The sequence below is a fragment of the Shouchella rhizosphaerae genome, from assembly GCF_036700015.1.
GTDB classification, from domain to species: Bacteria; Bacillota; Bacilli; order Bacillales; family Bacillaceae_D; genus Shouchella; species Shouchella rhizosphaerae.
Genome location: NZ_CP144921.1, coordinates 2,523,111 through 2,547,742 on the forward strand (window position 1 = coordinate 2,523,111; position 24,632 = coordinate 2,547,742).

Consider the following 24,632-nt stretch of genomic DNA (forward strand, 5'->3'; position numbering starts at 1 on the left):
TCGGTAGGCTTTGTAACGTGGAAAAAGCAGCAGGCATGAAACGCTGCATGCTAGCAGGGGGACGAACTCATCTTAGAATGCTGCCATAAGAGCTACGCTTAGATGAAAACATGGGTCCGCTTCTTTATATACAACAACGCATAGGCTACGAGCGCAAGGATCGGCAACTCAAGCAAAGGGCCAATGACGAGGGCAAGGGCAATGAAAGGTTCACCAGGAAAAGCGGCAACGACTACAGCTAGAGCAAGTGGCGAATTGCGGGCCAGAACAGTGAGCTGTAGGCTAGCTGTATCCTTATAAGAGAATGAAAGCCATTTTCCAGTTGCTAGGGCTATGCAAAAGTTAATGATAAAGAAAAGAAAAATCGGCAGCAGCAAGCTTAATAAGTGCGAAGCGTGCTGAAATAGACTCTGGCTTTGAGAAGCAAACAATGCCATAACCGCCAATGCCAGAAAGAGCAGCTGGGCGGAAGAAAAGAACGGAACAAGTTTTTGTTCTAAAAATCGTTTTCGTTTTTTTAATACTCCCCTTGTCCCATAAGCCAATGCAAACGGAATCACCAAAACGCCAATTGCGCCTTGGGCAGCTGACTGAAGGGAAGGCAGCTCTGTAGTTCCGCCAAAAAGTAGCAAATAGAGCGGCAAAAGCAGCAACTGCAAAAGCAAGTTAACAGGCAATAACGAAGCAGCTAGCGGAACATTTCCTTTGGCCATAGCTGTAAAAACGAGGTACCAGTCCGTGCAAGGTGTGACCAACAATAAAATAAAACCGAGCCATAAAGCTGGATGATCGTTGAGAAAGACGGCTCCAAGCCCCCAAGCGAGAAGTGGCGTCCAGACAAAATTAAGAAGGAGGCTTGCCCAAAAAAAGCGCTTATGTTGGAAGGACTGCTTTATTTGTTTTAACGGAATGTTTAAAAAAAGACCATATAACATTAACAGTAAGAACGGAAGAATAAGCATTTCTGCGCTTTGGGCAATAGGGGCGATCTGGCCGAGGCAGACGCCAACAATGACCGCAATAAACAAAATGCCAGTCTGGTATTTTTCCAATCGATCCACTTAACGTGTGCTCCTTTTATACGCGTTGTTCGCTGTCATCTTATCATCAAACGTTCGCTCAGTCTATGGTGAGGGGGCGACGAGTCCTATGGGGGAGAAGGAAAGGGAAACACGCCCCTTTCGTTAAAAACTATACAATTGAAGCTCTTCCATGTTGGCAAACAATGGGATAAAATAAAAATGGCCGAATCGCTACCTTGACGGGTCAAGAAATGAAGCGTTGGCCAACATTGCTCGTTCGAGCGATTGATCTTTCAAAAAAGGGAGAAGTGGAGTATGTCTAAGAAAGTAATAGTCGAAGAGAATCAAGTCATTATTTATCCGAATCCGGTTAAATTAGCCTTATTATGTACACTTGCCTTTCTGCTTACGGCATTGACGGCTGTTTTGGCGATGAACCAGGAAAGTTTGGTACAAGGAAGCGCGGGAATCTTTGAGACGCTTTTTCCGATTGTCGCGCCTGTAGCCATTGTCTTTTTTGGTCTTTGCTTTATCTATCTTTTATACCGTGTATTGAAGCCAAAGCCTTCGTTGCACATTAACCAAGAAGGGATTATAGACAATGCATCAGCGGCCGGGGCAGGGCTTATTCGCTGGGAGGAAGTAGATCGGTACTTCATTTACTCTGTATTAGGGCAACATTTTCTCGGCATTGTTCCGAAAGACATAGATCGTGTGTTAGCCAAACAAAAAGGGTTTAAACAAATGGCGATGCGTATGAATCAAGGATTTGAAGCGCCAATCAACATTCCAGCCCAAGGAATTTCGGTTCCTTTAGATCAAGTGATTACATACATGGAGCAATTCATGGAAAAACAAAAAGCCAGTGTTTGACCAACAATCTTTGGTCTGAATAAAAGGGTAGGACAACCTATGGAGACGATGAACATTCTCAGTATGGAGGTGGTCACTTGTTCACAACATCGTTACGCCAAGCGCAGAGAATTGTCGTCTTCACCGGAGCAGGTATGAGTACAGAAAGCGGTGTCCCTGATTTTCGCTCGAGCCGAGGTTTGTGGAAAGGGAACAACCCAGAGGCATTGGCGAGTTTACAAGCAATGGCCGATAATCGCGAAGCGTTTGTTGACTTCTATCGGCTGCGCATGGAGCAGCTTCAGCATGTACAACCTCATAAAGGCTACGATGTGTTGGCCTCATGGGAACAGCAGCTCCCAGTCACCGCGATCATTACCCAAAATACAGATGGATTACACGAACGAGCAGGAAATCAGAGGGTACTCCCACTCCATGGATCGATTCAAAGGCTATACTGCATTCAATGCGGTCAACACTACGACGTTGACTGCTACATGAATAACCAACCAAATTGTTCCTGCGGTGGGTTTATTCGTCCATCCGTTGTCTTATTCGGAGAACCGCTCGATTCAAACATACTTGCTTTAGCGGAGCAGCATTCGATAGAGGCAGATGTTTTCATCGTGCTAGGTTCGTCCCTAGTTGTATCACCAGCTAATCTTTTTCCAAGAATAGCGAAAGAACACGGGGCAAAGCTCATCATTGTAAACCACGATTCTACCCCATTGGATACAATCGCCGATTATGTAGTCAATGATAAACCGATTGGTTCCTTTTTAGTAGAAACCAACCGGGCTTTGCAAAAGTAAACGCCAGTTCCTAACGGGGTGAAAATAAAACTTGCCACCGTTATCCGTGGCAAGCCTGACTTTCGCTAAACGTTCCTTTCCCTGTGCGATTTAGACTTTACTCGGTTTGGCGTCGTGGTTAAACAAACGCGCTCGATGATGGTGTCGGCAACGTTCATAAAGCCAATGCTTGTTGCAGCACTTTTTTTCCATCCATCGTCCCATAAGCAATTGAATCGATAACAGCGACTTTAATGCCATGGGGTTCTGCCTTTTTGGTAATTTTGTTTTCCAAATAGCGTACTTGCGGTCCAATTAAAATGACGTTTGTCGTGTCTAGCTCATTAGCCAACCCTGCTTCAGCCGTTGCCGTAATTGTGGCGTGTACTTCTAATTCTTCAGCTGCTTTTTTCATTCTGTCAACAAGCATGCTTGTTGACATTCCAGCAGAGCAAACGAGTAAAATATTCATATTAACGACGCTCCTCAGCAAATTTTTCGTGTAGTTCAATGATTTCCAAGCAAAGCTCTTTCGTTGTCATTGATGTCATTAAATGGTCTTGGGCGTGGATTAACAAAAGAGAAGGGGCAACTTGATCGCCTCTAGCCTCGCTTTGCAGCAAATTCGTTTGTGCATGGTGGGCTTGGTAGAATTCGTTGTCTGCTTGTTCGAGATGTTCGTGCGCTGCTGCAAATTCTCCTTTTTTCGCTAGCTGGACTCCCTCCATCGCAAATGAACGGGCGTTTCCTGAATGAAGGATGATTTGAAACGAAATTTCCTCAAGAGGCTTTTGTTGTGCCGTCATCGCCAGTATCTCCTTTGTCATCAAAATTCTTTTGTTCGGCTCTCATTGCTGCTTTTATAAATGGAATATAAAAAATAGTCGCAAGTGTGATGTTAAAAAGCTGGAGCACGACGCCAGCAAATGACCCACCTGTCACCAAATAGCCGCTAATGAAGGGCGGCGTCGTCCACGGGACAAGCGCAACAGTCCTTGGCACAAGTCCGCTGGCAATAGCGAGATAGGACGTGAGTGTTAAAAGTACGGGAACCGTTAAAAATGGGATGAGCATCACGGGATTTAGCACGACAGGCAAGCCGAATAGGACGGGCTCGTTAATATTAAACACCCCTGCTGGCGCTGATAATTTCCCAATCGTTCGATAATGTTTGGACGCGCTTACAAGAAAGATTGCGGCAATTAAGGCAAGTGTCGTACCTGATCCGCCCATGAACACATAGGCATCTAAAAATGGTTTCGTTACAATGTAAGGGACATCGGCTGCACTAGTGCCTTCTGCAAATAGACGAATGTTCTCTTCGAGCAAAGGAAGGTAGATCGAATCGATGACGGGTCCTAAGATGTTCGTGCCGTGCAAACCGAAGAACCAAAGCAGTTGATTCAAAAAGGTAATGATAAATGCGGCAGGTAGCGTATTTCCTAACGCTTGCAATGGTTGTTGAATGACGGCAAAGACGAGTTCGTGAATGCTGCCGTCTGTTAGCGCTGTAATCAACATTTGCAGGCTGGAGACGACAATGAGAGTGACAGCAGCTGGAATAAGGGCACGGAAGGATTTAACAACGCCAGTCGGGACGCCTTCAGGCATGTTAATGGTGAATTTTGAGTGATACAAAAGCCTGAAAAGTTCCGTTACAAGAACAGCTGTTAATACACCGACAAACAGACCTTGCGCTCCCGTCCAGGCATAGGAAAGGCCCCAATCATCGGTCGTTGGCGTCAGAATGATATAGCAGCCAACAGCAAGAAGTGCAGCAGACAGCGCATCGACATCATAAGACTTAGCTAAATTGTAACTAATTCCTGCTACAACAAGCAATGAAAGGATCGCAAACGACCCATCCCAGATGTTGCCGCCAAGCGTTGTCCAGCTTTCGCCGAACAGATCGGCCATAAAGTTTTGGAAAAACGCAATGGGCAAATTGTTAATCAAGACAGCAAATGAGCCAATAATGATTAACGGCATGATCGCGACAAAACCGTCGCGAATCGCAACTAAGTGACGTTGTGAACCGATCCGTCCCGCGATCGGAATAAAATGTTTCTCCATCCACTGCATCACTGGATTCATTGGCTAACAACTCCTTTACGATAAAATTGTGGTAAGTGGTCTTTATGGGCTTCAAGCAGTTTGTCTAAAATGGCCGTGGCTTTTTTCTCGTCGGCAACGAGTGGGTTCATAACAAGTGCATTGTACGCATCGTCATAATCGCCGGACAATGAAGCTTTAATGACGAGCTGTTCGAACGCTTTCATTTGCGAGATGATTCCTTTGACTTGTAGAGGGATGTTTCCTACAGCAAGAGGCCTAGGGCCTTCTTTCGTAATGACAGCATTGATTTCAACAACTGCATCATCAGGCAAATCTCGGATACTACCGTTATTACGTGTATTCACTGTTTGAATATCTTGTTTATTCGTATAAAGACTTTCTACTAAATTGCACGCCGCTTCGCTGTAATAAGCCCCGCCACGCTGTTCCAGTTCTTTTGGCTTTTCAGCTAATGCTGGATTTTCATAAGTAACAAAAAGTGATTCTTCAACTTGCTTGACGATTTGCGCTCGCGTCCCATGCTCTTTAAACGCTGCAAGATCCCTTTTCAGCACATCCTCCGTTTGGAAATAATACATATGATACGGGTTTGGAAGAAGCTGTAGTGCCCGAACAAACTCCTTAGACCATCCAAGAGAGACAATATTTGCAGGAGAGTAATGGACATTGTCCGCCGTGAGTTTTGCTAATGCTTCGTTGGTGCGGTCTTCGCCGCGAATAAAGACACGCTTTCCAAAGACAAAATGATTCATCCCCATAAACTCGATCTCCACTTGCTCTACAGGGCAGGAGAACATCTCTGCAATTCCAGTTTTCATATTGAATGGAATGTTGCATACGCCGATTACTTTTTTATGGAGGCTATGGTGGAGCAACGCCTCCGTCACGATGCCTGCTGGGTTGGTAAAATTAATCATCCACGCTTGCGGGCAAATCCTATGAATGTCATCGGCAATCTCAAGCAAAACGGGAATCGTGCGAAACGCTTTAAATATGCCACCTGCTCCATTCGTTTCTTGGCCGACTAGCCCATGCTCTAATGGAATTCGTTCGTCCTTTTCTCTTGCCTCCAACCCGCCTACTCGTATTTGCGTCGTAACAAAGTCAGCGTTCTCTAAAGCGTGTTGCCGGTTAAATGAGCTGCGTACGTGGATGGGATAGCCTGATTTTTCGATCATTCGTTTTGATAGCGCTTCAACAATCGCTAATTTTTTTGCGCCAGCCTCAATATCGACAAGAACGATTTCACTAATGGGCACTCGTTCATACCGTTCAATAAATCCTTCAATAATTTCAGGGGTGTAACTCGACCCACCGCCGATGATAACGACTTTAAGTGACATGTTTTCTCCTCCCTTGATTGCAGAGGAAGCGCTTCCTCTAAACCATATATATCACATTTGTAATTACTAATCAACTTAAATTTGTAACTACCTATTTTGGCATTGTTTTTATACGAGATTACAATTTTGTGGTATGATAGAGAAGGAAAAAGCAAGGAGTAAGAGGAGGATCATACCGTGAAGCTGATTGTAAATGCAGATGATTTTGGACTATCCCGCGGTGTCAATTACGGGATCGTGGACGCCCATGAACTAGGTATCGTCACATCAACGACTATGCTTACAAACATGCCTGCAACAGACCATGCCTTTCAATTAATGGATCGTTATCCTGATTTGCAAGTGGGTGTTCATTTAACGTTGACTTGCGGGGCGCCATTAACGTCCGACTGCCCTACATTAATCAACCAACAAGGCGAGTTTCGTCTTACTAGTCAATTTCGGCAAGCAACAGATGAGATCAACGTGGAGGAAGTAGAGAAGGAGTGGAATGCACAAATTCAACAATTTTATACAAGAGGGATCACGCCTTCGCACCTTGACAGCCACCACCACATCCATACGTGGGAGCCTGTCATCCCAGTAATCAAGCACCTCGCACAAACGTATGACCTGCCTGTAAGGACCGGCTTTAAACAAGCACCTGCTGGCCTGCGCTTCTGGTCTGATCTACTCGATACAAACTTTTATAAAGAAGGCGTAAACGAGGACTATTTTGCTGAACTATCCCAACAATACAAAGGGTATGATGGCACCATTGAAGTGATGTGCCACCCAGCATACATAGATGAAACGTTAAGAACATATTCTTCCTATGTTGACGACCGTGCCCGGGAGCTTAGGGTTTTGACACAAGTAAAACAAACGGTAGGACACATGCTCAAAAAAAACAAACCGACTCAGACTTAACCAGTCTTAGTCGGTTTTTGATAATTTCGTTCAATCGTAAAACTAGCTTTTTCTCCATGGAAATACGCGATTGAATATTCGATTTTAGACTCATCCGCTAAATAAGCGTGTGTTTCAATTTGTATGCAAGGGTCGCCAACTGAAATCCCTAGCTTTGCGGCTACTTCTTCATCTGCGAGGGCGATATGCAAATGTTCTTTTGTCTGGTGAAGCGAGAGGTCCGGCTGGCTTTGCAGTAATTGATAGAGTGAGTGTTCTCCCCCTTCTTTCGTGAGCCAAGTCGTCTTGCGCCAAGGCAAATAAGCGATTTCGTATTGCAAGGGGGCATCATCTGCATAACGAATTCGTTCTAGGCGGTGGATCGGCTCATTTTCCTCGATTTCAAGCATGGCAGACAAAAATTCATCAGAAGGAACGACTTTCAAATCAATCACTTGTATTTTTGGTTTTTTTCCTTGCAATTGCAATTGCTCTCGATAATTCCCTTGCGTTGCAGACAACGTTTGCTTCACCCTTCTGCTGGCGACAAAGGTGCCCCGCCCTTGGATACGTTCTACATACCCATCGATGACAAGTTGTTGTAGTGCATTTCGGATCGTCGTTCGGCTAACATCATACATCTTGCACAGTTCTGCCTCAGTTGGCAGCTGGGATTTAACGGGATAAACTCCTTGTTGAATGGCGGTAACTAACTCTTGTTTAACGAAAGCATGGAGCGACTGGTCAGTGCCTTTTTTATTCACGTTCAATGTTGTTACTCCTTTCAGTTGGTACGACTAAGACGTTTTATGTCAACAGTTATTATAACATTTTCTAACGAATATGTATTTGCGGACGTCTAAAAGGTAGTAACAGCTAAAAATCAGATAATGAAATAGAAAAACGATTGTATGAAACTAGCAAAACCAATGAATTTACAAGTCCAATATAGATAAAAAGAACTATTTTTCGAAAATTATAATAATGACATTGATTGTTATTGTCATTACCTTTATGATCGAATTAGTAGTAACAACTTTGAGTTGATGCTACTTAATAAATGGACTGGGGGGAGTACGAATGGACTGGAAACGATTGAGAAAACTGCTCACACCTCTATTTGTTGTCATCTTGCTACTTGTATCTGATGGAGGCGGACAAGTAAATGCTGCAACAAAGTCAGATGACGACCCTTACAAAATTGTCGCTTATTATCCATCTTGGGGCGCCTATGGACGCGATTTTCAAGTTTGGGAGATCGATGCTTCGAAAGTAAGTCACATTAATTACGCATTTGCCAACATTTGCTGGGATGGCAGGCATGGCAATCCAGACCCTGCGAGTCCAAACCCGCAAACTTGGTCATGTCAAGATGAAAATGGCGTCATCGATGTACCGAACGGGTCAATTGTTATGGGCGATCCTTGGATCGATGCACAAAAGTCGAACCCAGGCGATACATGGGACGAGCCAATACGGGGAAACTTTAAGCAGTTGCAAAAACTGAAAGAAGAGCATCCCCATTTAAAAACGTTGATCTCTGTTGGCGGATGGTCATGGTCGAACCGTTTTTCTGACGTCGCCGCAACAAAGGAAACACGAGAAAACTTTGCAAATTCGGCGGTTGATTTTGTCCGTCAATATGGGTTTGACGGCGTCGATATTGATTGGGAATACCCAGTAAGCGGAGGGCTTCCAGGCAATAGCCGCCGTCCTGAAGATAAGGAGAATCATCTTCTGCTCTTGCAAGAAGTACGCAACAAATTAAACGAGGCAGGCCAAGAGGACGGGAAAGAGTACTTAGTGACAATTGCCTCGGGAGCCAGTTCTGAATATGTAGAAAATAACAAGCTAGCCGAAATTGCTGAAGTGGTCGATTGGATCAACATTATGACCTATGATTTTAACGGCGGTTGGCAAAATACGAGCGGCCACAACGCCCCACTCTACTTTGATCCTGCTACAGCTGATTCAGAGCTTCCAACACCTGAGCAATTTAATGTTGAAAGCGCTGTCGAGGGCCATTTACAGGCGGGAGTACCTGGAAATAAACTTGTATTAGGGATGCCTTTTTATGGGAGAGGCTGGATGAACTGCGAAGAAGCAAATTATGGCGAGTATCAACATTGCTCTCCCCCTCAAGAAGGAACGTGGGAAAATGGCATATTTGACTTCTCAGACCTTGAGGACAATTATGTAAACAAAAATGGCTATCAACGCTATTGGAACGATGTTGCGAAAGTTCCTTTCTTGTACAATGCAGCAAACGGTGGCTTTATTACGTACGATGATGTAGAATCCTTCCAGCATAAGACCGATTTTATAAAAGACAACCATCTCGCAGGTTCGATGTTTTGGGAGGTAAGCGGGGACCGAAATGGAACATTGCTTACAGCATTAGCGGAGCAACTGGACTTTAAGCCGGGAAAAGGGCAACATCCTGAAGAACCATCATTGGCGCCTCGCGATATTCGCGCCGTGGACGTTACATCCACATCCATCACCCTTTCGTGGGAACCGTCAAACGAAGCAGCGACACGGTATATCGTTCAATACGGCACAGAGGAACAAGTGACAGACGAAACGTCTCTAACGATTACCAACCTGAAACCAAGCACGGCGTATACATTTACTGTTTCTGCTGAATATGAAGATGGCAGCCGGCACACCGGACAAGCTTTAAGCGTGACGACGAAAGCAGAAAATGGCGGTGAGGCATGTGCTGCTCCTAACTGGGAACAGACGGCCGTCTACACAGGCGGAGACCAAGTCCAGCATAAAGGACATTTATATGAGGCGAAATGGTGGACGACAGGAGAAGAACCAGGAACAACAGGAGAATGGGGCGTATGGAAGTTGCTTGGAGAGTGCGGATAGTATCTTGGCTGTCTGCGTAGGGAAATTATAGCATGTTTGTATCATTTGAAGGAAAGCGAACGTACTAGCTAAAGCTTAAAAAACCCATCATTTGTGATAGGAAAAACGACAAACTTGCGACAATGCAAGGCAAGTTGACATGAATCTGCCAGCCATTAAATCTAATTGCCAACAAGGGTGAAACGCTTTTGTTGGCTTTTTTTGCTTGTTCAAGGAACTCCTTTCTCCGACTGCAGACGGATGAACGAAAGCTGTTTTCGTTGTAAGCTGGAAGAGGAAGAGGGGGGAAGACATGGAAAAGCGTAGTGTGACAAGATGGGCGTTGTTGTCGATGTTGCTGTTTTGTGTGCAAGTGATACTCCTATCGCTCACGCCATTAGCAGAGTATGGGAATGCAGCAAATGAGTTTAACAGTATTGGCATGTGGCTTGCTGTAGCCATGATTGCTGGAATGTACATCGTTCCCCTTGGATTGTATCGAATAGGACTGCCGTTTTCAAAAGCGATCTTGGCGATTCTATCAGGCTTTGGGATATTTATTCATTTCATTATAGTCGTGCTCCTTCTTATCTCGACATTTTTCACGGCGGCTGGAGTCGCAGCAGCAGCTTGTAGCCTGTTGTCGATAATTGTAAATGTGATCTGGTTTTTTGCCGCCTTTCGCAAGCACCGTCTGGTCCATTAAAGCAGCTTTCCTTATTCGAGGAAGGCTTTTTGCTATTTTAAAGGGCTATTGATCTCAGTAAAAAGAATTTTTTCTTATTTTTTGTTTTAGCCAAGAAAAAATTGCTGCTTGTGAAAACAGTATACTCAATCTTGGCTAAAAACTAGACCTCTGATCTTAAGAGTACTTAAAGTCATTCTAAGATGCCACCGTGTTTTGTTAATCATTACAAAAAAACTACAGCGTTTAAAAAGCGTCGTATGCTGCATTTTAAGCGTCTTGCCTCATTTAAAAGAGCTTTCCTATCCTAGGAAGGCTTTTTGCTATTTATATAGATGGTGACAAAATTGTAAGTGAGGTGCCGCGAATTGTAAGGCAGATCAATGGTTCTCTAAAGAGAGAAAAGAGACAATTGAATAAAAAAGAAAGAGAGTGAGTCCATTGAAACGCAAACTAGCTATCGCCTTCAGTATAGGAGCCATTCTAATCATTGCTGGCTGGCTTTTGTTTAAGGACAATGTGGTCGTGTTGAAAGTAAATCCATTTGTAGCAGTAACAGATGTGTATGTAGAAATAGATGAAGACGGCACTAAAAATGAATTGGGTGACTACGTGTATGAAATACAGGGGGTTGACGAACAAGGCCAAGAGAGGACAGTCGAATTTAAAGCAAACAAAAACTTGCGGAAAGGGGCGTTTTTGCGGTTAAAGACAAAAAAAGCGTTTGTCGATAGCTGGGAAGAAGTCCAGCTAGAAGATATTCCTGCCGAAATCCGTACGTCATTTTAAAGAAGTATAAAAATGTTCTTTACAAGCTGTCCCAATAGTTGATTTAATAGAATGATGAAACAATCAGATAGCATTATCGAACATAAATAATTTGTGACATCGTTAAGTGAAAAACCGTTGCTAGCTGATAGAATAGAAAACGTTTCATGGAAAGTGTAGATGGGACAGGACGTGTATTTATAAACAGATAAGCGAGGCAAACAACAACGTATGTAAATGTTTGTCTTCAGTCTCCGGCCAGCTTGTTTTTGGCCGTCTTTTTTATAAGTAAGCTACTGGATTAACGCCGACTACACATGCAATTTTTGGAGAGCGTCTCAGGCTGTTTGCAGCCAGTTGCGTTTTCTTTGCGTGCAATGGCTCAAGGAGAGAAAAAGAGGATAGGCAGGCAAAATAGCCAAAATCGTTTGTGCTTTCAAATGAGAGTAGGATGGAATCGGAGGTAGGTGGGGAGAAGATGAACAGAAAGGTTCATTACGCATGGATGATTGTCATCATTATCTTTTTGACATTTCTGGCAGTTCAAGGATTACGCCTTTCATTTGGCGCTTTTGTGGAACCGTGGGAAAAAGACTTTGCCCTTGATCGAGGGACAACATCGCTTATATCGACATTGAGTTTCGTTGTATACGGCGTTTCCCAACCTCTTATTGGGAAGCTAGTAGACAAATGGGGAGCACGTCTTGTTCTCTCATTCAGCACGCTCATTGTCGGCATCAGCATTTGTTTAACCGCTTTTGTTCACCAACCTTGGCAACTGTTTGTCTTGTATTGCTTGTTCGTTTCACTTGGTGTCGGTGGTGCCTCCAATGTTGCGGCAACGGTTGTGATTACGAACTGGTTTAACGAAAAGCGAGGGTTGGCATTTGGGATTATGGAGACAGGCTTTGGCGCCGGGCAAATGGTTCTTGTGCCCGTCTCTTTGTCATTAATCCATTGGTCTGATTGGCGGATGACGGTTGTTATACTTGGGTTGTTTTTAATCGTCGTCGTCTTTCCAATCATCATGTTATTTTTGCGGAACCACCCCCGTGAAAAAGGATTGGCGCCGGTTGGCGGAGAAAGGCAAGAAGAGGCAGAAATTAGCCAAGAAGGCAAAAGAGCAGACATTTCTTTTAAGCAAGTCATCGTTAAGCGTGAATTTTGGCTTGTCTTGCTGCCATTTGCCATTTGTGGCTTTACGACTACGGGGTTAATGGATACACATTTAATTCCTTTTTCCCATAACCATGGGTTTTCCACCCAAGTTGCCGGCACCGCGGTCAGCATTTTAGCAGCATTTAATGTCATTGGCATTTTAGCGTCAGGTGTTGTCGCGGACCGCTTTAGTAGCCGAAAGTTTTTGCTGTTGTTGTATTTGACGAGAGCGGTCGCGTTGTTCATTTTATTAAATAGCCATAACCCTGCCTTATTGTTTCTATTTGCGATGATCTATGGGTTGGTCAGCTTTGCCACGGTCGCGCCTACGCAAATGTTAATCACACAGTATTTTAAACGTTATTCAGTCGGCTTTATTCTTGGGTGGCTGTTTTTAAGTCACCAAATTGGTTCTGCTCTAGGAGCGTACTTGCCAGGTTGGCTCTATTCGGAATACGGTCATTATCAGTATGCGATTTATATTTCCATTGCGTTGCTGGTGGCGGCCACCATCTGTAAGTTTCTCCTTCCTGAACCAGAAAGGTGAACCTAAAAACAAATTTTCTTTCTCTCGTGTTCTATGCTATAATTAGGGTTTGAGAATACGACTATCCGTTTGCCGTGTCATGAGGCGAACTTCGAATAAGCATGCAACGAACGAAATGAGGGTAAAAACATGTCAAAGGAATCGATTTACGGCCTTACAATGGCTCAGTTGACTGACTGGCTGATGGAGCGTGGCCATAAAAAGTTCCGTGCCACGCAAGTGTGGGACTGGCTTTATCGCAAACGGGTGACGACGTTTGCAGAAATGACCAACGTCAATAAAGACTGTCTCCAGCTCTTGGAAGACCATTTTGCGATTGAGACAATGAGCGAACATGTACGGCAAGAGTCAAAGGACGGTACGATTAAATTTCTTTTCCGCCTTCAAGATGGCAATTTAATTGAGACGGTGCTCATGCGCCACAAGTATGGCTTTTCCGTTTGCGTCACCACACAGGTCGGCTGCAACATTGGCTGTAGCTTTTGCGCGAGCGGCTTATTGACTAAAAACCGCGATTTGTCCAGCGGTGAAATTGTCGAGCAGATTATGAAAGTCCAGTTCCATTTGGATCAAGTAGGAAAAGAAGAGCGCGTGAGCCACGTTGTCGTAATGGGCATTGGCGAACCATTTGACAACTTCCAGAATACAGTCGATTTTCTTGAGATCATTAAAGATCATAAAGGGTTGGCGATTGGAGCAAGGCATATTACCGTATCAACGAGCGGCCTAGCCCACAAAATTTATGAGTTTGCCGACTTGAAACTGCAAGTCAACTTAGCTGTGTCTTTGCATGCTCCAAACAATGAGCTTAGGTCACGGATTATGAAAATCAACAAAGCGTTTCCGATTGAAAAATTAATGGATTCGATCAACTACTATATAGAAAAAACAAACCGCCGTGTGACCTATGAATACATTTTAATCAAGGATGTCAACGATCATAAAGAAGAGGCATTGCAGTTAGCTGAGCTAATTGGTGATAAACGCCACCTTTCCTATGTGAACTTGATCCCGTACAATCCAGTCGATGAGCATAGCCAATACCAACGCAGCGAACCTGAGGCCATTTCCCAGTTTTTCGACACATTGAAGAAAAAGGGCATCAATTGCGGCGTCCGCTTAGAGCACGGCACAGATATTGATGCGGCTTGCGGCCAACTGAGAAGCAAACAAGAGAAGAAAAAAGTAAAGGTTAACTAAAAAAGACCCCAATCCTGCAACAAAAGGCAGGATTGGGTCTTTGTGTGTTAAAGGCGCAATGATGATGGACGAATTGATTTCGCGCGGTGTTTTCCGCCTCAATCGTGTAACTAATTATAGCCACTGTTACGAATTCCTTAGCATTGACGCGGTCTCAAAAGGAACAGTAAAATGAACGGGAACGATAATTATTAAGGAGGGCTCCTATGCCTTGTTTTGATAGCGTTTACACAAAAGAATATGCGCAACAACTGGATGCAGTTGATCCACTTGCCCGCTTTCGTAATGAGTTTTACATAGATGAAGATAGCATATATCTCGACGGCAATTCACTTGGCTTGCTATCTACACGGGCAGAGCAGTCATTGCTTGACGTATTGGACTCCTGGAAACAGTATGGGATTGATGGCTGGACGAAAGGGAAGCATCCTTGGTTTTATTTATCTGAATCATTGGGAGAGAAAATGGCTTCCCTTGTAGGGGCGAAGGCGGAGGAAGTGATCGTTACTGGGTCAACGACAACAAATCTTCATCAATTAGTTAGCTCCTTTTTTCGGCCTGAAGGAAAGAAAACAAAAATACTGGCAGATGAGCTGAATTTTCCTAGTGATATTTATGCATTAAAAAGCCAGCTCCATCTTCAAGGCTTTGATCCAGAGGAACACCTTATTCAAGTGAAAAGTGATAATGGCCACCTTCTAAATGAAGGGGACATTATCGCGGAAATGAAGGAGGATATTGCTTTAATTGTTTTGCCGAGTGTTTTATATCGAAGCGGGCAAATCCTCGATATGGAACGGTTGACATCAGCCGCTCACCAAAGAAACATTCTGATCGGGTTTGATTTATGTCATTCAATTGGTGCTATTCCCCACCAATTAAAAAAGTGGGATGTCGACTTTGCTTTTTGGTGCACGTATAAACACGTAAACGGTGGGCCAGGCAGCGTAGCAGCGCTATTTGTAAACGAAAAGCACTTTGGCAGGCGTCCTGGCCTGGCCGGATGGTTTAGTTCAAACAAACAAAAACAGTTTGACATGGAGCATACGCTCACGCCCGCTGAACATGCCGGCGCCTTTCAAATTGGTACACCTCATATTTTTAGCATCGCCCCTTTGATTGGGTCTCTTGCCATTTTTGCAGAAGCAGGAATCGAACAAATTCGCAAAAAGTCGTTAAAACTGACTGACTATATGATGACACTAATTGAGCACGAGCTTTCCGATTACCAGTTTACGATCCAAAACCCAAGGGATGAAAGACGAGGCGCCCATCTTTACATTGAACATGATGAAGCCGCTCGTATTTGCAAAGCGCTTAAGGAAGAAAACGTCATTCCTGATTTTCGCAGCCCGAAAGGCATTCGCCTCGCACCGGTTGCCCTTTACAATACGTTTGAAGAAGTATGGAATACCATTCAAGTATTAAAGTTCATTATGAAAGAAGAGCGTTACAAAAAATTTAAAAATGAACGGGATGTGGTTGCTTAATGAATCATACAAATAACATGAACCGCTGGATCGATGTATCACAGCCACTTAATGAAAAACTTGCCCACTGGCCAGGTGATTTGCCGTATTCGTACCAGTTGACGTTTTCCAAACAGCAAACAGGTTCTGTCAATATTGGCCAAATGGCGATGAGTGTCCACTCTGGTACTCACGTTGATGCGCCGTTTCATTTTAAAAATGACGGTGCCAAAATAACAGACTTGGATATTCATGTGTTTATAGGAAAAGCGAGAGTCGTTGATTTATCTAAATACGAAAAAATCGACCAAGCTGCCCTTTGTTCTCTCCATTTAGAAGGAGTAAAAAGGTTGTTAATAAAGACAGCTGTCCCTAACCAGGCAACGGCATTTCCTGAAAACATTCCATATGTAACTCCAGACGGTGCTGCCTACATGAAGGAGAAAGGGATTATACTAATTGGCGTCGATGTTCCTTCTGTTGACCCACTCGATAGTAAAGAGCTAGAAGGGCACCATGCTTTAGCAGACAATGGCATCTCTATTTTAGAAAACCTCATGTTAGATAAGGTCAAGGAAGGCGATTATGAGTTGATTGCCTTGCCTTTGCCAATGGAAGAGGCAGATGGTAGTCCAGTACGGGCTGTTATCCGAGCCATTTAAACAGGAAGGCGGGCATGGGTATGACAAACGAACAGAAGCCTTTTCCCCAACAAACGCCACAGGAAGAAGCAGGAATCCATACCGATTTTAAAAACAGGATGACGTATGGGGAATATTTGAAACTTGATCAAATTTTAACAGCGCAAGAACGGTTGTCGAATCATCATGATGAAATGCTCTTTCTTATTATCCACCAAGTAAGCGAGCTTTGGATGAAACTCATCCTCCATGAAACTTACGCGGCTATTGCTTCTATTAAAGAAAACGACTTGCCATCATCGTTTAAGCGCCTAGCACGCGTCTCGAAAACACAATCACAAATCATTCAAGCGTGGGACGTTCTTTCTACGTTGACACCAACTGAATACATGGAATTTCGGGAACAACTCGGCCAGGCATCAGGGTTCCAGTCGTATCAATATCGTCTCATAGAGTTTGCTCTTGGCCATAAAACGAGAGCGATCTTAAAAATCTACGAAAAAGACAAGGAGTTGCATGAAAGGCTTGTTGAAGCCTATCATGCACCGAGTTTGTATGACGTCTCGATTCAAGCCTTGGCAAATGCTGGCCTAGCCGTTGACCAACACGTGATAGAACGGGATTTTTCAAAACCTTATGTGGCAAATGATTCTGTCCGAGAAGCGTGGCTGACCGTCTATCGACATGTAGATCGTTATTGGAACCTCTATCAATTAGGGGAAAAACTGGTCGATATTGAAGACTGGTTACAACAATGGCGTTTTCGCCATATGAAAACAGTTGAGCGAATCATTGGCTTTAAAGTTGGCACAGGTGGCTCATCTGGAGTCAACTACTTAAAGAGTGTCCTTGAGCAACGTTTTTTCCCTGAGCTCTGGGATTTACGGACGGAAATTTAAACGTGTAGCGGGAGTGTCCTTCGATTCATATTCCTTAGATCCTTTCTGCAAGAATGCTCTTTTTGCTTTGATCGTACTCTGTAAAGGGCAATTTTAGCTATAAGCCTTAAATGAAATGAAATTCCACCGATAATAAAACTAGACGGAATTGTCGTCTATCTGTCGAAAAGCATGGGAAATTTACTAAAAATGCAAAATTTCTTGTTTACATTACTAGGTCCATTATGTTATATTTTTGGAGGATTGTTACATATATTTATAGGTTAATAGGGGGGTCTGGCATGAAAAAGTATATGACACTGTCAGCGCTTGTGCTTGCATCGACATTGGCTCTTGCGGCTTGCGGGGACGAAGCTGATATTAGCGCCAGCGATTCAAATACGGATGCTGAGGCGGAAGAGACAAACACCGATAAGGAAAGCGAAGACAACAGTGAAACAGAGGCTGAAGACGGAGCTGAGGTTGACGAAGGGGAAGAAGTTTCAGGTTTTCAAATTGGCGACGAAGTAAACTTTAATGACCTTTCAATCACTGTCAACAGTGTAGATTTTAGTGAAGGCAGCGAGTGGGAGCAGCCTTCTAAGGATAAGTATGCGTACATCGATATAACGGTTGTAAATAATGGTGACGAAGACTATACGCTTTCTTCACTAATGCAATTTGAATTGGTGACAAACGAGGGTCGCTCACAAGATATAACGATTGTAAGCGACCAAGATGGGGAACTCGACGGTACGATAGGCGCTGGTCGGACAATGGCTGGACAAGTGGTGTTTGATGTAAGTGAAGCCGACTATTATGAGCTTATTTTTGAAGAAATTCTCTTGTCAGGCCAAGCAATTTGGGAAATTCCAAACGAATAATAGCCATAGAAAGGGCTGTCCACAAAAGGGCAGCTCTTTTCTCGTTAGAGACTGAATGAGTGGGTGTAACTCCGTTTTGTTAGGAAGTAGGCAGCCCTGTGCTTTCTTTAGCGTGCTTCGGCCAAAGAGGCTGTTTCTTTTTGCGTCGTTTGATTAGGCCGACGGCAACGAGAAACAGAGGCAGGAAAAAACCAGTTAAAATTGATTGAGGAATGCTTACGAATCGAAAAAATTCACGTTCTTCAATAATGCTTGTGAAATAAGTGACGCCAAGAAACAATAACAGCATCGCGATTGGCCACACTAATGGTTTGTTTTTTTTCAAATTGAATAAATGACCAATTCCCGTTAAGATCGCATAGAAATATAGAAGTAAATTGAAGTAAATTGAGATAAACCATATGACTGTGATTGTTGCTTCAATTCGCTGGAAAAATTGGCCGACATCGATGCGCTGTGCAAGTGAAAGGGCTGGGTAAAAATCACGAGATACAACTTGCGGCGTTAAAACCGTGATGCATAGGAATGTAAACACGATTAAAATCAGACAACCAAGAGAATAACCGAGCCAGAGCGCTTTCTCGGCTGCTTTTTTATCGGTTATATGCTTAGGGAAAATCGAAAGTTGGATGACGACGTTGCAAACGACATTGCCCATATAAATGGCGAACGCTTCGATCGTTGCTGCCATTGGAGAATGGGCAATGGGCATAATATAGCCAATATCAACGTCGTGCAAAGTTAAGCCAATTAGCAGTGTGAGTGGAACGAAAAAGAAAAGCAAACATAGCGATGCTGTCCGGGCTATGGCTTCGATCCCGCAAATGACGCCGAATACAATGATGGACAAGCATAGCAAGTAGCATACGAAAAAAGGCGTCGACGGCAACAAAAAATGGTTAATAAACGTAACGGCATAGCTCATAATCGCTGGGAAATGAATCAGTGGAAACAAAATATAGAAAAAGGAAGCAAGCCAACCGATAACTTTCCCGAAAGTACGCTTGTTCATGTCAAAAATGACATCAGAAGGCATCCACCGGGCAAGCAACGTGTAAAGGAAAATAATCGGAATGCCTACGATGCTGCCGATAATTGGAATAAGCCACGCATCTTGCTGGATAAAAAAGCTCAACGACCCTGGAAGACCGAGCATTGCCGTGCTAACTGTCGCGAAAAGGACCATCGTAGCAAAAGAACGCGATGAAAATGTTTCCACTGTGTTTCTCAATTCTGATCCTCCTTTTCTTGCCGTTGCTTTTTAAAATGACTTAACGAGTGAAGTGAGCCCTCGGGCAATGCTCGGTATCTCTAATCCTATTGTGTATAGTGCGCCGTATGTTGTAGCAATGGCCAAAATCGTATAAAAGACAACCTGCAATTTTCGATTGCCTTTTAAGTCGCGCCAATTTACCCATGTGATTACAAATGCGCTTAACAGGACGCAAACAAAGGATAGCACCATTACTGTTCACCTTCTGAAAAAGAATTGATAATGCTTCCACTATCAGTAATGGTGATAGCAATATTTATTTTTACATCGAGGTCTTGGTAGATCGAGTACCAGTCGTCCTGGATTTGCTCCCAGTAATCAGGGAATTTTCGATACAATTCCTGTCCGATGCCAAGGATGTCCGAACCCGCTTGTTGGGTTGCGACAATCGCTTCATGAATGTTAGCCTCCATCTCGGTTTGCGCCTGTTTTTCGACCTGTTCATAGGAAGAAGGGACGGACAAGTCCAAATCCACGCAATCTACTTCTGAAATAGTGGCTTCAAGTGAGAGATCGTATGTCACTGAAGGCATCCCATCTTTTAGCTCCATTTTTATAGCCGGATTGTTTGAATGGATTTCTAGTGCGATGTTGCCACCGCCAGGGCAAGTGAAGCTTTTGACACTATTTTCAATTCCACTGTTTAAGTATTCAATGTCTTTGCTGTGTGGTTGAGAAAGCCACGTAATCATTTTGCTGCCTTTAAAAATAGCTAAGCCATTCGTTTCGACAAAGGCAGCTGCCATGTTTTGCTCGACATTTTTCTTCGTCCTCCCTTGCTGTATATCTCCGGAAACCGTTACGCCCATAATCGAAGGATCAATGCCGACAGCCTTTATTTCATAAAACAGACGATCCATTGTCAGTTTTTTGGTACTGCTATAAGAACGGCCTGAAAACTCGACCGAATCAAAAAGGCTTTGTGCAGACAAATTTTCTAACGGTGTGAGCACATTTAAAATGTTTTCAGCGGCTGTATCTTTGGAAATTAACACGAAAAAATCAGAGCGCATTTCGTGGTCCCGATAAAAGAAATCCAATACATGGTCTAAACCGTCTCTCGCAACATCTTCACTAAGAATCAACACTTTTAATTGGGAAACAAACGATCGCCTTGGTGTTTTTTGGATCATTTTCCGTAACGATTCATGAATCGTTTCCGATTTTTCACGGACATCCATTCCTTGTGCATAGCCTCTGCCGGTTTCCTGGGAAGCGATTTCTGCAGGGTTCATTGCCTGCATCGTCAACACATAATCATCTCCCTCCTTATCAACAGCTATGCCGACAATTAAGGAAAGCTGATTGAGCTCCCAACGGTCCCAGCAACCACTTAAAAGAAAAAAGGAGACGACCATGATCATCGTTTTCTGTATGTTTGCTTTCAAAGCCGTTTCCTCCTTTCACTCAATCTTTAGGGCTAGGCTTTGGCGTGCGTTGCCGCGTTTGATTCGACTTTGTCGTAGCTTCTGGCCGCTCATTCATCAACCACTTAGGCGCGCGGAAAAGTGTATCGGTTTGGTCTTTCCATATAAATGGGGAAAGCCCTTTTAAATAAGGGACGCCAAATGATTTTAAAGTAGATAAATGTAAAAGCACCGCAGTAAAGCCAATGCAAATGCCTAAAAGGCCAAAAGAAGCAGCAAGAGCCATAAACCCAAATCGCAAAATACGGATTGGTACGCCAATGCTGTATGTTGGAAACACAAAACTGGCGATCGCCGTAATCGAGATAACAATGACAACTGCTGCGGAGACAATGCCTGCTTGCACTGCGGCTTGGCCAATGACAATAGCGCCGACAATCGATACGGCTTGGCCGACTGGCTGAGGCATGCGAATCCCAGCTTCGCGGAGAATTTCAAACGTGACTTCCATCATTAATGTTTCAACAAATGTCGGAAATGGCGTCCCCTCCTGTTGCGCGGCTAAATTGCCGAGCAGCCCTGTGGGGATCAGCTCTTGGTGGAATGTGGTGATCGCGATATAAAAAGAGGGGGCCAACATCGCGATAAAAATACACAAGAACCGTAACAGACGAATAAGGGTTCCGATGTCAGCACGCTGTGTATGGTCTTCAGCGTTGTGAAAAAATTGCACGAATAGGGCCGGAACAATAAGAGCCATTGGCGAACCATCACTCAGTATCGCAATTTTGCCTTCTAATAAATGAGCTGCCGTTGTATCAGGGCGCTCAGTTGAGTATACAGTCGGAAAAGGCGTATATACTTGGTCTTCAATTAATTCCTCGATGTTTCCGTCTTCTAAAACCGAATCAGTGTAGATGCGATCTAGTCTTGTATGTAGTTCCCGTAATATGCTTTTATCGACAATATCATTCATATAGGCAATCATGATTTTCGTTTTGGTGCGGGTGCCGATTGTTTTTGTCTCAACCCATAACTGTTCGTCGCCTATTCGCCTTCGCAATAGGGAGATATTCGTCCGCACATTTTCAACAAATCCTTCTCGTGAGCCGCGGACGACCTTTTCTGTCATCGGTTCTGATACAGGCCTTTCTTTATAAAAGGGAATAGCGACAGCAATAGGTGTAGAAAAACCATCGATTACACAAATGGCATAGCCAATGAAAAGTTTGTCAATGAGGGGGCGGAAACAATTAAGCGTTTCTGTATGGCCTACTTCCTCTAAATACTGTTGTGCGCTTTCAAACACAGGTTCCTTTTCATCAAAAAATTTCGCTCTGCTTATCATTTTTTCAATTGCGTCTTCATTGCAAAGTCCCTCTACATAAATAAAAGTTGCTTTTAATGTTTGGTTTCTCCCAAACGAAAAAGGCCGTACGAGTATATCTTCGCTATGTCCGGTAGTAGTTAAAATAAAGTCAATCGTATCAGCGAGATGAGAGCTAGGCTTCTTGTTTGCTAAGTAGTCATGAGGCGGTGCGGATTGTTTCATCTTAGAGGGACACCTCCTGCCTGAAGTGAGAATAGTTGTAGTATGTAGCATCCAACTCCTTTCTATGCGTTTTATTCTGGCATTAAGTGCAAATCGAAGGCTCAATTGATGATTTCCTCCCTTTCTTTACTCGTTAACTTTTCCAATCTCATTCTTTCACGCTAGTACACTTGTGAAAAACGATCAGGTATAATAAGGATATACCGCTTTTTTGTTTGGTTTGTGCAGAAATATGTCGATTTATGTTTAAAAAGAACATTTTTTAATTGACAACCGCTATTTTTTGTTCTAAATTAACAATGTGGGATGTGAAAAAAGAACATGAATCCTAAAGAAAGACGTTTGTATATTCAAAAGTTGTTGGCGACCGCTGGAAAAGCAGATATTGATGAATTGGCCAAGGCCCTTGATGTTTCTCATATGACAGTAAGGCGCGATTTGGCTTTGCTTGAAGCGGAAAACCAAATTATTCGTACACATGGCGGAGCTGTGCTGCAAAAAGCACTTGTCAAGGAGACGCCTTATGCCCGTAAAGAAACGAAAGAATTGCCAGCGAAAAAGGCAATTGCACGGGAAGCGGCACAACTTGTAGAAAACGGATCAACAGTACTAATAGACTCGGGGACAACAACGCTTGAAATTGTTAAGTTATTGAAAGACCGGAATGATTTAACCATTATTACCAATGATATAAAGATAGCTTCACAACTGATTGAGGCAAAGCCGCGTTGTATTATAACCGGGGGTGAAGTCCAGCCCGAACTCGGGGCGCTGCACGGACCCCATGCCCAAGAGCTATTGCGCAATATTCACGTTGATTTATTTTTGCTTGGCGCCCATGCCGTCCATGCCTCAGCCGGGATCACAGCGCCTACGCTTGAAAAGGCGAAAATCAAAAAGTTGATGATGCAAGCAGCAGCAAAAACATGGCTTGTATGCGATTCCAAAAAATTTGATGAAACGTCATTCGCCCGTGTTTGTGGTTTGAATGAGTTGGAAGGAATTGTGACCGACTCGAGAATCCAAGGGCACGAGATGGAGGCATGCCATGAAAACATGCGGTTGGCGCCGATGTAGGCGAACGGGGGGAGAACAATGAAAATAGGCGTTATTGCTGATGATTTAACAGGGGCGAATGCCTCTGGCGTGAAACTGGTTCGACAAGGGTTTCAAGCGTCAACGATTGTCCATAGTGCTACGTTGCCTGCCAACAGTTTCTACGATGCAGTCATTATGGATACCGATAGCCGTTACATTGAGGAAGGCGTCGCCAAACAGCGTGTTGCCCGAGCGATGGAGCAGTTGCAAAATTGGGGCGCTGCCATTTTTACAAAACGGATTGACAGCACATTAAGAGGCAACATTGGTGCAGAGATCGATGAAATGCTTAAAGGAATGGCGGAAGATGCCATAAGCATCGTCATGCCGTCTTTTCCAGATTCCGGCCGGGCGATGGCAGGGGGCTATTTGTTGCTAGATGGCATTCCCCTTCAAGAAACGTATGTGTCAAAAGACCCGATCGCACCAATTAAAAAGTCTTATGTCCCTGATTTAATCGGAGACCAATCCCATCACCAAGTGGGCTATGTCGGGCTTAGCGCTGTCATGGAAGGCCAAGAGTCTTTCTTAAATGAGCTGTCGCTCCAATTGCAAACTGGGGCACGAATCATCGTTGTTGATGCGATGACCAATGAACAGATTGATGAAGTAGCCGAAGCACTTGCGTCTAGTGGGCGAACAGTGTTGTGTGCTGATCCTGGCCCGCTGACGGCTAGTTATGCTCGAGCGATGTCCCGCGACTATGCGAAGAAAGCAAACATTTTAGTGGCAGTCGGCAGTGCAACAAGTCTAACAGGGACGCAACTAGCGTATCTGATTGAAAAAACAGGTTCCACGCCCGTGTATGTGAACCCTGAGCCCCTTGCTAGTTATGGGGGGTCTTGGAAACAGGAAGTGGAGCGAGCAACAAAAGCTGCATTAAAGCAAGCTGAAACAGACCGCGTTCTCATTGTAACAACACACAAGCCTGGCCAAGAACTAGTCGATTTAAAAGCAAAAGCGATAGAAGAAGGAAAGAGCAGTGATGCCCTTGCGAAACGGATTACCGATGGGCTGGCAACGATTAGCCGGAAATTGCTAACAAGCGAGCGTGTCCAGTTTGCTGGTTGCTTTACAAGCGGCGGTGATGTGACAGCATCCGTCTGTGCGCTCGGGCGCGCGAATGGCATTGCTTTAAAAGACGAAGTCATGCCCCTTGCTGCATATGGCACATTTGACGGCGGCTATTTTGACGGTTTGCCAGTTGTGACAAAAGGCGGATTAATTGGCGATAAAAAAGCGATTTACGAATGTGTCAAATTTATTGAGACAAAAGCAATGTAA

24 protein-coding genes are annotated in these 24,632 nt (G+C 44.0%); 14 read left to right on the top strand and 10 right to left on the bottom strand.

The genetic code is table 11. The features are described from left to right. Positions 1-98: 98 nt before the first annotated feature. Entirely contained in the window at positions 99-1,061 is a 963-nt protein-coding gene (locus V5G21_RS12530) for an arsenic resistance protein (RefSeq protein WP_011245491.1), read from the bottom strand. Between the two features lie 276 nt (positions 1,062-1,337). Here V5G21_RS12530 and V5G21_RS12535 point away from each other — a divergent pair, with 276 nt between their 5' ends. Both V5G21_RS12535 and V5G21_RS12540 read left to right on the top strand, forming a co-directional pair. After that, positions 1,338-1,895: an STM3941 family protein gene (locus tag V5G21_RS12535; RefSeq protein ID WP_011245492.1), complete on the top strand. Its 558-nt coding sequence runs from the start codon at positions 1,338-1,340 to the stop codon at positions 1,893-1,895. Between the two features lie 77 nt (positions 1,896-1,972). After that, a complete protein-coding gene (locus tag V5G21_RS12540) occupies positions 1,973-2,686 on the top strand; it encodes an NAD-dependent deacylase (protein ID WP_095255175.1) in 714 nt (237 codons plus the stop codon). 154 nt (positions 2,687-2,840) lie between these two features. On the opposite strand, the gene V5G21_RS12545 is transcribed toward V5G21_RS12540, so the two are convergent. The 4 genes from V5G21_RS12545 to V5G21_RS12560 are packed head-to-tail and all read right to left on the bottom strand — an operon-like array spanning position 2,841 to position 6,084. Continuing rightward, positions 2,841-3,137, bottom strand: coding sequence for a PTS sugar transporter subunit IIB (locus tag V5G21_RS12545; protein ID WP_011245495.1), 297 nt, complete (start codon positions 3,135-3,137; stop codon positions 2,841-2,843). 1 nt (position 3,138) lies between these two features. Then, positions 3,139-3,471, bottom strand: coding sequence for a PTS lactose/cellobiose transporter subunit IIA (locus V5G21_RS12550; RefSeq protein WP_095255176.1), 333 nt, complete (start codon positions 3,469-3,471; stop codon positions 3,139-3,141). Beyond that, on the bottom strand, positions 3,446-4,759 hold the full coding sequence (gene celB, locus V5G21_RS12555; protein ID WP_179289822.1) for a PTS cellobiose transporter subunit IIC: 1,314 nt from the start codon (positions 4,757-4,759) through the stop codon (positions 3,446-3,448). Before celB ends, V5G21_RS12550 begins: the two co-directional genes overlap by 26 nt. Next, positions 4,756-6,084: a 6-phospho-beta-glucosidase gene (locus V5G21_RS12560; RefSeq protein ID WP_095255177.1), complete on the bottom strand. Its 1,329-nt coding sequence runs from the start codon at positions 6,082-6,084 to the stop codon at positions 4,756-4,758. The genes celB and V5G21_RS12560 overlap by 4 nt, the downstream gene beginning before the upstream one ends. A gap of 177 nt (positions 6,085-6,261) precedes the next feature. Here V5G21_RS12560 and chbG point away from each other — a divergent pair, with 177 nt between their 5' ends. Then, positions 6,262-6,993 (top strand): chitin disaccharide deacetylase, encoded by a 732-nt coding sequence (gene chbG, locus V5G21_RS12565; RefSeq protein WP_095236708.1) that lies wholly within the window; start codon positions 6,262-6,264, stop codon positions 6,991-6,993. Here the strand turns inward: chbG and V5G21_RS12570 are convergent. After that, a complete protein-coding gene (locus V5G21_RS12570; protein ID WP_041824364.1) occupies positions 6,990-7,736 on the bottom strand; it encodes a GntR family transcriptional regulator in 747 nt (248 codons plus the stop codon). The genes chbG and V5G21_RS12570 overlap by 4 nt on opposite strands. A gap of 316 nt (positions 7,737-8,052) precedes the next feature. On the opposite strand from V5G21_RS12570, the gene V5G21_RS12575 reads away from it, so the two are divergent. The 9 genes from V5G21_RS12575 to V5G21_RS12615 all read left to right on the top strand — a co-directional run bounded on the left by V5G21_RS12575 (position 8,053) and on the right by V5G21_RS12615 (position 18,058). Then, positions 8,053-9,849, top strand: coding sequence for a glycosyl hydrolase family 18 protein (locus V5G21_RS12575; RefSeq protein WP_338464800.1), 1,797 nt, complete (start codon positions 8,053-8,055; stop codon positions 9,847-9,849). 292 nt (positions 9,850-10,141) lie between these two features. Further along, entirely contained in the window at positions 10,142-10,534 is a 393-nt protein-coding gene (locus V5G21_RS12580; protein WP_011245502.1) for a DUF5391 family protein, read from the top strand. Positions 10,535-10,954: 420 nt separating this feature from the next. Continuing rightward, positions 10,955-11,302, top strand: coding sequence for a YxeA family protein (locus tag V5G21_RS12585; protein WP_035205141.1), 348 nt, complete (start codon positions 10,955-10,957; stop codon positions 11,300-11,302). 457 nt (positions 11,303-11,759) lie between these two features. Continuing rightward, positions 11,760-12,986 (top strand): MFS transporter, encoded by a 1,227-nt coding sequence (locus V5G21_RS12590; protein ID WP_095255180.1) that lies wholly within the window; start codon positions 11,760-11,762, stop codon positions 12,984-12,986. 129 nt (positions 12,987-13,115) lie between these two features. Beyond that, complete coding sequence (gene rlmN / locus V5G21_RS12595; protein WP_011245505.1) at positions 13,116-14,186, top strand: 23S rRNA (adenine(2503)-C(2))-methyltransferase RlmN; 1,071 nt, start codon at positions 13,116-13,118, stop codon at positions 14,184-14,186. Between the two features lie 206 nt (positions 14,187-14,392). After that, positions 14,393-15,676 (top strand): kynureninase, encoded by a 1,284-nt coding sequence (gene kynU, locus V5G21_RS12600; RefSeq protein WP_095255181.1) that lies wholly within the window; start codon positions 14,393-14,395, stop codon positions 15,674-15,676. Further along, positions 15,676-16,317, top strand: coding sequence for an arylformamidase (gene kynB, locus V5G21_RS12605; protein ID WP_095255182.1), 642 nt, complete (start codon positions 15,676-15,678; stop codon positions 16,315-16,317). The genes kynU and kynB overlap by 1 nt, the downstream gene beginning before the upstream one ends. Before the next feature lie 20 nt (positions 16,318-16,337). Beyond that, positions 16,338-17,195, top strand: a complete 858-nt coding sequence (gene kynA / locus V5G21_RS12610) for a tryptophan 2,3-dioxygenase (RefSeq protein WP_063608817.1) — start codon at positions 16,338-16,340, stop codon at positions 17,193-17,195. A gap of 281 nt (positions 17,196-17,476) precedes the next feature. Next, positions 17,477-18,058 carry a DUF4352 domain-containing protein gene (locus V5G21_RS12615; protein ID WP_035205136.1) on the top strand — a complete coding sequence of 194 codons (582 nt, stop codon included), beginning with the start codon at positions 17,477-17,479 and terminating at the stop codon, positions 18,056-18,058. 79 nt (positions 18,059-18,137) lie between these two features. On the opposite strand, the gene V5G21_RS12620 is transcribed toward V5G21_RS12615, so the two are convergent. From V5G21_RS12620 to V5G21_RS12635, 4 genes are read right to left on the bottom strand one after another with little or no spacing between them, the layout of a single operon-like run. Then, positions 18,138-19,289 carry a GerAB/ArcD/ProY family transporter gene (locus V5G21_RS12620; protein WP_011245510.1) on the bottom strand — a complete coding sequence of 384 codons (1,152 nt, stop codon included), beginning with the start codon at positions 19,287-19,289 and terminating at the stop codon, positions 18,138-18,140. A gap of 30 nt (positions 19,290-19,319) precedes the next feature. After that, the gene (locus V5G21_RS12625; protein WP_035205133.1) at positions 19,320-19,523 is read right to left on the bottom strand and encodes a hypothetical protein; all 204 of its coding nucleotides are present in this window, start codon (positions 19,521-19,523) and stop codon (positions 19,320-19,322) included. Then, positions 19,523-20,719, bottom strand: coding sequence for a Ger(x)C family spore germination protein (locus tag V5G21_RS12630; RefSeq protein WP_011245511.1), 1,197 nt, complete (start codon positions 20,717-20,719; stop codon positions 19,523-19,525). The genes V5G21_RS12625 and V5G21_RS12630 overlap by 1 nt, the downstream gene beginning before the upstream one ends. Positions 20,720-20,738: 19 nt before the next feature. Next, the gene (locus tag V5G21_RS12635) at positions 20,739-22,250 is read right to left on the bottom strand and encodes a spore germination protein (protein ID WP_050748934.1); all 1,512 of its coding nucleotides are present in this window, start codon (positions 22,248-22,250) and stop codon (positions 20,739-20,741) included. Positions 22,251-22,571: 321 nt separating this feature from the next. Between V5G21_RS12635 and V5G21_RS12640 the strand changes: the two genes are divergently transcribed. Next, a complete protein-coding gene (locus V5G21_RS12640) occupies positions 22,572-23,327 on the top strand; it encodes a DeoR/GlpR family DNA-binding transcription regulator (RefSeq protein WP_011245513.1) in 756 nt (251 codons plus the stop codon). A gap of 18 nt (positions 23,328-23,345) precedes the next feature. Further along, positions 23,346-24,632, top strand: a complete 1,287-nt coding sequence (locus V5G21_RS12645) for a four-carbon acid sugar kinase family protein (RefSeq protein ID WP_011245514.1) — start codon at positions 23,346-23,348, stop codon at positions 24,630-24,632.